General features: G+C 60.6%; 3 protein-coding genes. 2 read left to right on the top strand and 1 reads right to left on the bottom strand.

From position 1 onward, the window contains the following. Window positions 1-793 (bottom strand): LysR family transcriptional regulator (locus HX803_RS13410; RefSeq protein WP_178921173.1); only part of this gene is annotated, 793 nt, incomplete at its 3' end. Between the two features lie 104 nt (window positions 794-897). Here HX803_RS13410 and HX803_RS13405 point away from each other — a divergent pair. Then, entirely contained in the window at window positions 898-1,191 is a 294-nt protein-coding gene (locus HX803_RS13405) for a muconolactone Delta-isomerase family protein (protein WP_178921171.1), read from the top strand. Window positions 1,192-1,213: 22 nt separating this feature from the next. After that, window positions 1,214-1,583: aldo/keto reductase (locus tag HX803_RS13400; RefSeq protein ID WP_178921169.1), on the top strand; the 370-nt coding region annotated here is incomplete at its 3' end.

The following is a 1,583-nucleotide window of genomic DNA, read 5'->3' as shown; positions in this document are numbered from 1 at the left end:
ACCAGGGCAGTTCGCGAAACACCACCTTGCCCGACATGCAATCGCGAAGGCTGGCCTGGATCACTGTGATGCCCAGGCCCGCCGCCACCAGCCGCATCACCCCCAACAAATCATTTGCCTCTGCCTGAATATCGGGGGCAAAACCGCTCGCCGCACAGTGCTCCAGAAAACGCCGGCGGGCCGCCGGATTGAGGGGCTGAGCCAGCGAGACCCAGCGCTGGCCGTTGAGTGCTTCAGCAGAAATATGAGCCTGGGTCGCTAACGGATGGTCCTTGGCGAGTACCAGCAACAACGCTTCGCTGCTGACCGGCATGCTCGCGATATCGGGACTTTCGGCAACGGTGTAAACCAGCCCAAGGTCGATGGCCCTGCCGCGTAACGCCTCGACCTGTCGGGCCGAGTTCATCGGGTGAATATCGAAGGTCGCCGAGGGATGCCTCGCCTGCAGGTCGGCCAAGGCGTTGGGCAGCAAATTGGAATGCATCGCCCCTTCCACATAGCCCACAGCGATATGGCCGGTTTGCCCCTGGGCAATCGTGCGCGCTGCCGCTGCCACGCTCGACGCGTGCTCCACCAAGCTGCGTGCCTCGCTCAGGAACAACCGCCCTTCATCCGTCAGGCGCATGCGTTGGCGCGTACGCTCAAACAGCTGCAACCCCAACTGGTCTTCCAACTGAATGATTTGCCGGCTCAGCGGCGACTGCGAGATGTGCAGGCGCAGCGCCGCCTGTCCTACATTTTCGGTTTCAGCGACGGCGATAAAGGCAACCAGTAAACGAAGATCGAGGGTCATGCAAATCCGGTCTCAGGTGGTGCAGAACCCGTCTTGGACCCACACCGTATTGTTTGAAATCATCACTGGGCAGTTTAAAAACACGCGCTCAAGCGAGGAAGCCCATGCAGTTCATTACGTTATCACGCCGCGTTTCGGAACGATTTTCCGATGCGGATTTTGCACCGTTTCTCGACGCCGAGGCCCAACGCGCCAGAGCGCTTTACCTGGAAGGTTTCATCCGCACCCTCTGGCACCGTGGCGACATGGGCGGCGCTTGCCTGCTGGTCGAAGCCGACAGTGAGGCCAGCGTGCGCGCACAACTCGCGACGCTGCCGCTGGTGAACAACGGCATGCTCGAAGTGACCGCCATCGTGCCATTGAAACCCTATGCCGGTTTTGGTCCTCGAACCGAATAACCCCTCAAACAGGAGAACCTCCATGCACTACGTCAAGTTAGGTCAAACCGGTTTGGAGGTGTCGCGCCTTTGCCTGGGCGGCATGACCTTCGGCCAGCCCGAAGCCGGCACTCACCCCTGGACACTCGACGAGAACGCCAGCCGCCCCATCTTCAAACAGGCCGTCGAACACGGCATCAACTTTTTTGACACGGCAAACAGCTACTCGGCGGGCACCTCGGAAATCATCCTTGGCAAAATGCTCAAAGCGTTCACGCGTCGCGATGAGACGGTCGTCGCCACCAAAGTGTTCTACCCCGCCGGCATGGGCCAGGGTACGGCCCGACCGAACGAAAAAGGCCTCTCGCGCAAGGCTATCCTGGCCAACATCGACGCCAGCCTCACCCGCCTGG

This window comes from Pseudomonas sp. P7548 (genome assembly GCF_013386585.1).
Classification (GTDB): domain Bacteria; phylum Pseudomonadota; class Gammaproteobacteria; order Pseudomonadales; family Pseudomonadaceae; genus Aquipseudomonas.
This window is presented reverse-complemented; position numbering and strand designations above follow the sequence as displayed.